The following is an 8,702-nucleotide window of genomic DNA, read 5'->3' as shown; positions in this document are numbered from 1 at the left end:
CTAAGGGTCGACCACTAAGGGTCGGCAGGTGTCCTGTTGCGGGCATCAACGATTCGTCGTCAGCCGCATCTATTCTGTCATCATGATGGGCTGCCGCTGTAGGCGGGCGGCGGCGTACCGCAATGCTGTGGATCGTTCGGGTACCCGCGTCATACAGTTCGGGCATCGACACACGAACCCCGCTGGCGCCATCCCCCGGATCCCCGCCGGGCTCGCGTTGGCTGGTCGCCTGCGATCTCGACCAGACGTTGGTCTACAGCCGGAGGTCTTTCCGCCTAGCGCCGGGCGGCGGTGAACCCGCTCTGGTGACCGTCGAGCATATTGACGGTCAGCCGGCCGCCTTCTGCACCGTCCGTGCGGCCAAACTGATCGCGTGGCTGGCCGCCGCGGCCACTCTCGTCCCGGTCACCACGCGCACCCGAGCGCAGTATGAAAGAATCGATCTTGGTGTGCGCCCCAAGTTCGCGATCACGACAAACGGTGGGCAGCTGCTGGTGGACGGCTGCCCCGATGAGGACTGGGCAGCCCTGGTCCGCGCCCGGATCGACACGCAGGCCGGCCCGCTCGCCGACGTCCAGGCCGTGGCCGAGCGTCTTGCCGCCGACGGTTGGGTCCGGGTCAGCCGGGTCGCCGAGGGCCTGTTCGTGTACCTCGTCGCCCATGAACGTGGCGCTGTCCCCGATCTCCGCGGGGTCGCGGCGGACCTTGCCGCCGACGGGTGGAGGCTGTCTGTCCAGGGGCGCAAGGTCTATCTGCTGCCAGCTGTCCTGACCAAGGAGGCGGCGCTCGTCGAGGTGATGCGCCGGGCCGGCGCCGCCGCCCTGGCCGCGGCTGGGGACTCGCTGCTTGACCGCGGGATGCTCGCTGCCGCGGAGCTCGCTGTCCGTCCCGCCCATGGCGAACTTCACGAAAGCGGCTGGACCTGGCCGAATCTGCGGATCACCGCCGCGGCGGGCCTGCTGGGCGGGCAGGAGCTGCTGGAAATTCTCGCCACCGCTCTCCTGCCGGGCGCCGGAGACCTCGCGACGGATTGACGCGTTCGAGTTCTGCCCTTTCGCTCCGTTACCGACTGGCCTTATTTTTGTACTTTTTGCATCCTTTTATTGGTATTTGACCACACTATGTAGCCATGATGGCTGGCTGAATTCGGGTACAGTACGGTACTGTTTTGGAAAACATCGAACGCTGGGGGCCTGATGACGTGATGCTCTCCTTGCCGCCGTGCGGCTCCGCGCGGGGCCGGCCACGCGACGACGCGCGGGAACAGGCCATCCTCGACGCCGCGCTCGCGCTGCTGGTCGAGGTCGGTTACGAGCGGATGAGCATGGTCGCCGTCGCGGCCAGGGCCCGCGCGAGCAAGGCGACGATCTACCGGCGCTGGGCCAACAAGGACGAACTGGTCGTCGACGCCATTCGCAGGCGGAGCGCGGGCGACGACATAATCCCCGCCGACACCGGTTGTCTTCGTGGCGACCTCATGGACACCATCCGCCAACTGGTCGACCACGTGTCCCGGCAGGATGCCGCACTGATCGCCGGAGTGCTGCTGGCCATGCGGCAGTCTCCCGACCTCGCGGCGGCGCTGCGAGCCCAGACGATCGAAGAGAAGCGCTGGGTCGGCGATCTCATCGTGAAGCGCGCGCTGGGCAGGGGTGAGCTGCGCTCGCCCGTGGCCGCCGATGTCTTCCGTGAGTTGGCGCCCGCACTGCTCTTTTTCCGGCTGCTTTTCACCGATGAGGTTCTTGACGATTCGTTTATCGAACATATGGTCGATGATGTGCTGCTGCCACTGATGGCCCTCAGCGACCACTGAGAGCGCCCGGCAACAGGGGTGTGGATCAAGGAGTGGGGCTGGGGTGCGTGCATCGCGAGGCGGCGGAGGGAGCCACTGGAGGTGTTGGGTGGCGACTGACGAGCCGCGGGGTGCCCGTCCATCGCGCGGCGATGGACGGGCAGCGATGACGCGAGGTGCGCGCCCTGGCCCCGCGACGCCGCGTCCCCTATTGCCGGCCGCTCTTATTCTTGGGCGCTCTTACTGACACCGGATTCCCTGACGCCGCGTCCGGCATCGCGCCAACTGGCGCCCGAATTGCCCGCTTATTTACTTTTTGGCAGTCGAGGAGTATCGGTGACGACGACTACTGAACGTCTATCTGAGTACAGCGGAACGGAACCCGGGAGCGCTCCCGACCCCCGTCGCTGGCTTGCCCTCGGCATCATCGCCGTGGCTCAGCTGATGGTCGTGCTCGACGCGTCCATTGTGAACATCGCAATGCCCAAGGCCCAGTCTGATCTGCACATCTCCACGGCGGACAGGCAGTGGATCGTTACTGCCTACACGTTGGCGTTCGGCGGCCTGCTGCTCCTCGGCGGCCGTGTCGCCGACTTCGCCGGCCGCAAGCGCGCCCTTATCATCGGTCTGCTCGGCTTCGCGCTGGCATCCGCGCTCGGCGGTATCGCGCCGAACGCCGGGCTCCTGTTTGCCGCCCGTGCGTTGCAGGGAGTTTTCGGAGCCCTTCTCGCGCCGGCCGCGCTTTCGCTGATCACCGTTACGTTCACCGAGACCAGGGAGCGGGCCCGCGCCTTCGGCGTTTATGGCGCGATCGCCGGTGGCGGCGCCGCGCTCGGGCTCATCCTCGGTGGCCTTCTCACCGAATTCGTGTCCTGGCGGTGGTGCCTGCTGGTCAATGTGCCGATCGCGTTGGTCACCGCTGCGGCGGCTGTTCCCATCGTGCGGGAGAGCAAGGCGGAGGGTAAGGCCCACTACGATATTCCCGGGGCGATAACCGTCAGCGCCGGGCTGGTCAGCCTGGTCTACGGCTTCACCAAGGCGGCACAGGACGGCTGGGGCGCGGCGGTCACGCTCGTGTTTCTCGGGGCCGCCGCCGTACTGCTGGTCGTGTTCGTCCTCATCGAGACCCGCAGCGCCGCGCCGCTGCTTCCGCTGCGGGTGCCCCTGGAACGCAACCGAGGCGCGTCCTTCCTGTCGTCCCTGCTCATCGGTGGTGGCCTGTTCGCCATGTTCCTTTTTCTCACCTTCTACTTCCAGGTGAGTCTCGGGTACAGCGCGCTGCGGGCCGGGTTCGCCTTTCTGCCGTTCAGTGGAGGTATCATCGTCTCTGCCGGGCTTGTCAGCCAGCTCCTGCCGCGTACCGGGCCCAAGATCCCGATGGTTGCCGGAACCGTGCTGAGCGCGTCCGGTTTGCTTCTGCTGACCCAGATCGGGCTCGACACCAGCTATGTGAGCCATGTTCTGCCCGAGGAGCTGCTCATCAGCGTCGGCCTCGGGCTGGTGTTCGTGCCGATGTCGAGCCTTGCGCTCGTCGGCGTCGAGCCTCACGATGCGGGTGTCGCCAGCGCTCTGGTCAACGCCACCCAACAGATCGGCGGTTCGTTGGGCACGGCGCTGCTGAACACGGTGTTTGCCACGGCGGTGGCGGACTACCTCGTCAGCCACGGCACCAGTCCGCGCGGCGTGGCCCAGGCGCAGATCTCCGGATACACAACGGCGTTCAGCTGGGGCGCGGCGATGATTCTGCTCGCGTTGACGGTGATCGTCGTTCTCGTCCGGGCGGGGAAAGCCGATGTGCCGGCGGATGCGGTTGCCGTGCACGCAGGGTAAGGAAACCGGAGATCCCAGGGGAAACCGGTGGCGGGCGGAGCGGGACCGGGCCTACCGCCGCTGGATTCCTGTGAGTTGTCGGGGCTTCGTGGTACACCCGGATGCGGACGAGCCAGCCACCGGACGCAGGAGGACCCATGACCAGCACCGCGGACGGCACCGCTGCGATCGGCGCCGGCCAGGACGAGACCGGCTCCGCCGGTGGGCGCCTGGAGCATGAGCTTGAGCGGATGCTCCTGGTTGACCGGTTCGATCCGCCAGCCGGTTTCGTTCCTCGCCAGCCCGGTACGGCTGACAGCGACGCGGCCGCCGTCGATCCGGTTGCCTTCTGGGCGGACAAAGCCCGCACCCTGGTGACATGGGACATCCCGTTCACAACGGTGCTCGACGACCGGAACCCGCCTTTCTACCGCTGGTTCGCGGATGGTCGTCTCAACGTCTCGGCGAACTGCCTGGATCGGCACGTGGCCGCGGGCCGGGGCGGGAAGGTCGCCTTTCACTGGGTTGGCGAGGAAGGCGAGCGACGCACGCTGACCTACGCCGGCCTGCTGGCCGACACCCAGCGGCTGGCCAACGGGTTGAAGAGCCTCGGGGTCGGTAAGGGTGACGTCGTCGGGATCTTCCTGCCGATGATTCCCGAAGTCGTGGTGGCGATGCTGGCCTGCGCCCGGATCGGCGCCGTTCACAACGTGGTGTTCGGTGGTTTCGCTCCGGCCGCGGTGCGCGAGCGGATGGAGGTCTCCGAGGCAAAGGTTTTGATCACTGTGGACGGCGCCCGCCGTAAAGGCCGGACGGCCGCGGTCAAGGAGGCGGTGGACGCCGAGTTCGGTGGCGTGCAGACCCTGGAGCACATCGTCGTGGTCCGCTCGACCGGCACGCCCGCGCCGATGCTCACCGGCCGGGATGTCTGGTACGACGAACTGTGCGAGCGGGCCGACCCGGTGTGCCCGGCCGAGCCGATGGATGCCGAGCATCCGTTGTTCATTCTCTACAGCTCCGGGTCCACGGCCAAGCCCAAGGGCATCCTGCACACCACCGGGGGGTACCTGACCGGGGCGACCTACACCCACCGGCTCGTCTTCGACCTTGACGTGTCCTCGGACGTCTACTGGTGCTCGGCCGACGTCGGCTGGGTCACCGGGCACTCCTACATCGTCTACGGGCCGTTGTCCAACGGCGCGACCAGCGTGATGTTCGAGGGCGCTCCCGATTATCCCGACCGGGATATCTGGTGGAAGATCATCGAAGAATTCAAGGTCACGATTTTTTACACCGCGCCGACCGCGATCCGTACCTGTGTCAAGTGGGGCGCCGACTACCCGGCCAGGCATGATCTGTCGTCGCTGCGGCTCCTTGGCACGGTGGGCGAGCCGATCAACCCGAAGGCCTGGCTGTGGTACCACAAGGTGATCGGCGGCGGTCGTTGCCCCATCGTCGACACCTGGTGGCAGACCGAGACTGGCGCGATCATGATTTCTCCGCTGCCGGGTGTGACGTCGACCAAGCCGGGCTCGGCCACAACCGCACTGCCGGGGATCTCACCGGCGCTGCTGTCCGAGGACGGCGAGCCGATCACTGAGGGGACCGGCATTCTAGTGATCACCAAGCCGTGGCCGTCGATGCTGCGGACCCTCTACCGGGACGACGAACGGTTCGTGCAGACCTATTTTTCACGATTCGGCCCGACAGTCTATGTGGTCGGTGACGCGGCTCGGCTGGATGCCGACGGATATTTCTGGATCATCGGCCGGATCGATGATGTGATCAATGTGTCGGGCCACCGGCTGTCGACCGCGGAGGTCGAGTCCGCGATCGTCGCCCACGAGGCGGTGGCGGAGGCCGCGGTCGTCGCCCAGCCTGATGATCAGACTGGTCAGTCCATTGTGGCTTTCGTCACATTGACCGGGGGTCGTGTCGGTGATGACGAGACGATAGCCGAAATTCGTGACCATGTGGCCGCGCGCATCGGGAAACTGGCTCGCCCCAGGCGGGTGATCTGGGCCGATGATCTCCCCAAGACGCGATCGGGGAAGATCATGAGGCGACTGCTGCGGGACATCGCCGAGGGGCGCGAGCTCGGTGACGTCACGACCCTGCGTGATCCAACCGTAATGGGGGTTTTGTCCGCCAAGGTCGCCGCGGCCGGCTCGGACGAGTGATGGGTTGATCGGAGAACTGGGGGCACAAGACGCCAGCGGTGTCTCAGCGGTCGCCGCCGGAGGTCGGGGTTCCTGCCGGATCGGCGAAGCCGATCCGGCAGGTCCGTCGGGGTATGTCGGATGCCAGGCGGATGCGGCGGATGCGTCGCGAGGCGGCCCAGGCCCCGGTAGCGGTGTTCTACCGGCGCCGACGACAACGACGCGAGGCGCCGGCTGGCGCCGGCAGGCCCTGGGCGAACTCCCGGCGGCGACCACTAAGCTCACAACTTCGTGAGAGCCCTTCGACGCTTCACCGTCCGTGCCCAGCTCCCTGAGCAGCTTTTCCCGCTCGGTGAGCTTGTGCTGAACCTCCGCTGGTCGTGGCACCCGGAGACACTTGATCTCTTTGAGTCCGTCGATCCCGAACTGTGGCGCTCCTGTAAGGGAGATCCGGTCCGGCTGCTCGGCGAGGTCGACCACGAGCGCCTTGAGACCCTGGCGACTGATCGCCGGTTTATCCGCCGTCTCAGCAACGCAGCCGAAGACCTACAGGAATATCTGACCGCGCCACGCTGGTACCAGGCGCTGTCCGCGGCACCCAAGGCGATCGCCTACTTCTCGCCGGAGTTCGGGATCACCGAGGTGCTGCCCCAGTACTCCGGCGGCCTGGGAATTCTCGCTGGAGATCATCTTAAGACCGCCAGCGATCTCGGCGTGCCGATCGTCGGGGTCGGCCTGCTCTACCGGGCGGGCTATTTCGTGCAGTCGCTGTCCCGGGATGGCTGGCAGCAGGAACGCTATCCCGGCATCGACCCGCACGGCCTGCCGCTGACCCAGCTCATCGATGCCTCGGGTACTCCGGTCAAGATCGCGATCGGGCTTCCCGAAGGCCGCACCCTGCATGCGCAGATCTGGAAGGCGCAGGTCGGGCGGGTGCCGCTGCTGCTGCTCGACTCGGATGTCGAGGACAACCAGCCGGCCGAGCGGGGTGTTACCGACCGGCTCTACGGTGGTGGCACCGACCATCGCCTGTTGCAGGAGATGCTGCTGGGCATCGGTGGGGTCCGCGCGCTGCGCGCGTACTCGGCGGTTTCCGGCGCGTCAGCGCCGGAGGTTTTTCACACCAACGAAGGCCACGCGGGCTTTCTCGGCTTGGAGCGTATCCGTGAGCTGACCGAGAGCGGCCTGAGCTTCGACGAGGCGTTGGAGGCGGCCCGCGCTGGGACGCTGTTCACGACCCACACTCCGGTGCCCGCGGGTATCGACCGGTTTCCCAAGGATCTGGTGGCCCGTCACTTCGGTGGGGATAACGCCTGGCCGGGCGTGCCCGTCGACCGCGTGCTGGATCTCGGCGCCGAGTCCGACCCGAACGTGTTCAACATGGCTCATATGGGCCTTCGGCTGGCTCAGCGCTCCAACGGCGTCAGCAAGCTCCACGGGATCGTCAGCCGGGAGATGTTCGCGGGCCTGTGGCCGGGGTTCGACCCGGCTGAGGTTGCCATCGGTTCGGTCACGAATGGCGTGCATGCGGCCACCTGGGTGTCGCGCAGTGTGATCGAATTGGCTGACCGGGAGCTGGGACCATCTCCCCTTGAGGGCGCCGGGGAGGGGTTTTCGAAGATCGCCCGGGTGTCGGACGACGCGGTCTGGTCGATGCGCAGGGAACTGCGTGAGCGGCTTGTGGCCGAGGTCCGCCGCCGGCTGCGGGCGTCGTGGCTCCAGCGCGGCGCCGCGCCCGGCGAGCTCGACTGGGTCGACGGTGTGTTCGACCCGGCTGTCCTGACGATCGGGTTCGCCCGCCGGGTCCCGTCCTACAAGCGGCTCACCCTGATGCTGCGGGACCGGGAGCGGCTCACCCGGCTGCTGCTCCACCCGCAGCGCCCGATCCAGATGGTCATCGCGGGCAAGGCGCATCCGGCCGACGACGGCGGCAAGCAGCTCGTCCAGCAGATCGTGCAGTTCGCGGACACACCCGAGGTCCGCCATCGCATCGTCTTCCTGCCTGACTATGACATCGGGATGGCGCGTTTCCTCTACGCCGGTTCGGACGTGTGGCTGAACAACCCGCTGCGCCCGCTGGAGGCGTGCGGGACGTCGGGGATGAAGGCCGCGCTCAACGGCTGTCTCAACCTGTCCATCCGGGATGGCTGGTGGGACGAGATGTTCGACGGGCAGAACGGCTGGGCGATCCCCACCGCGGACGGTGTCGAGGATCCCGAGCGCCGTGACGACCTCGAGTCGGTCGCCTTGTACGAACTGCTGGAGAACACGGTCGCCGCGCGCTTCTACGACGTCACCAGCGCGGGCGCGCCTCCCCGGCAGTGGACATCGATGGTCAAGCACACCCTGTCCACCCTCGGCCCGCAGGTGCTCGCCACCCGGATGGTGCGGGAGTACGTCGAGCGGTACTACATCCCCGCCGCGGCCTCGGCGCGGGTGGCCGCGGCCGACGGACTGGCCGGGGCCCGTGGTCTCGCGGGCTGGAAGGGGCGGGTCCGCCAGGCGTGGCCGGCTGTGCGGGTGGTCAACGTCGACTCGGCCGGGCTCGGTGACACCCCTCAGGTCGGTCAGTCGTTGGTGGTCCGGGCAACGGTCGAGCTCGGTGGCCTGGACCTCGCGGATGTGGAGGTCCAGGCCACCTACGGCCGTATCGATGAGGCCGACCGGCTGCTCGGCCCGACTACCGTGGCGCTGGCCCACCTGGGCACCGGCGAGGGCGGTGGGCAGCGTTTCGAGGGCACCATCCCGCTGCGGCGGACGGGCGCCTTCGGCTACACCGTCCGGGTGCTCCCACGGCATCCGCAGCTCGCCTCACCGGCCGAGCTCGGGCTCGTCGCCAACCCGGACTGACCGCATCCGGGCCTGACCGCGCACCCACGGTCACCGTGCCGGCATCGGGTGGGGGCTGGCCGCGCTCCGCCAGTCCCCACCCGGCACCGCCG

The 8,702-nt window shown here is 67.5% G+C and carries 5 protein-coding genes; all 5 read left to right on the top strand.

The features are described 5' to 3' along the window. The first annotated feature begins 305 nt into the window (after positions 1 to 305). Entirely contained in the window at positions 306 to 1,034 is a 729-nt protein-coding gene (locus MJ783_RS18905) for a sucrose-6-phosphate hydrolase (protein ID WP_370651702.1), read from the top strand. A gap of 170 nt (positions 1,035 to 1,204) precedes the next feature. Continuing rightward, positions 1,205 to 1,813: a TetR-like C-terminal domain-containing protein gene (locus tag MJ783_RS18900; protein ID WP_239312181.1), complete on the top strand. Its 609-nt coding sequence runs from the start codon at positions 1,205 to 1,207 to the stop codon at positions 1,811 to 1,813. Between the two features lie 315 nt (positions 1,814 to 2,128). Then, positions 2,129 to 3,622 carry an MFS transporter gene (locus MJ783_RS18895; protein ID WP_239312179.1) on the top strand — a complete coding sequence of 498 codons (1,494 nt, stop codon included), beginning with the start codon at positions 2,129 to 2,131 and terminating at the stop codon, positions 3,620 to 3,622. A 137-nt stretch (positions 3,623 to 3,759) separates the two neighbouring features. Continuing rightward, positions 3,760 to 5,781 carry an acetate--CoA ligase gene (gene acs, locus MJ783_RS18890; protein ID WP_239312172.1) on the top strand — a complete coding sequence of 674 codons (2,022 nt, stop codon included), beginning with the start codon at positions 3,760 to 3,762 and terminating at the stop codon, positions 5,779 to 5,781. 270 nt (positions 5,782 to 6,051) lie between these two features. Next, on the top strand, positions 6,052 to 8,610 hold the full coding sequence (glgP, locus tag MJ783_RS18885) for an alpha-glucan family phosphorylase (protein WP_239312169.1): 2,559 nt from the start codon (positions 6,052 to 6,054) through the stop codon (positions 8,608 to 8,610). Positions 8,611 to 8,702 lie beyond the last annotated feature (92 nt).

The organism is Protofrankia sp. Cj3 (assembly GCF_917627355.1).
Taxonomy (GTDB): Bacteria; Actinomycetota; Actinomycetes; order Frankiales; family Frankiaceae; genus Protofrankia.
This window is presented reverse-complemented; position numbering and strand designations above follow the sequence as displayed.

Excerpts from the sequence above, each read along its gene's own strand:
- MJ783_RS18900 (WP_239312181.1), top strand. The coding sequence starts at position 1,205 with ATGCTCTCCTTGCCGCCGTGCGGCTCCGCGCGGGGCCGGCCACGCGAC.
- acs (WP_239312172.1), top strand. The coding sequence starts at position 3,760 with ATGACCAGCACCGCGGACGGCACCGCTGCGATCGGCGCCGGCCAGGAC.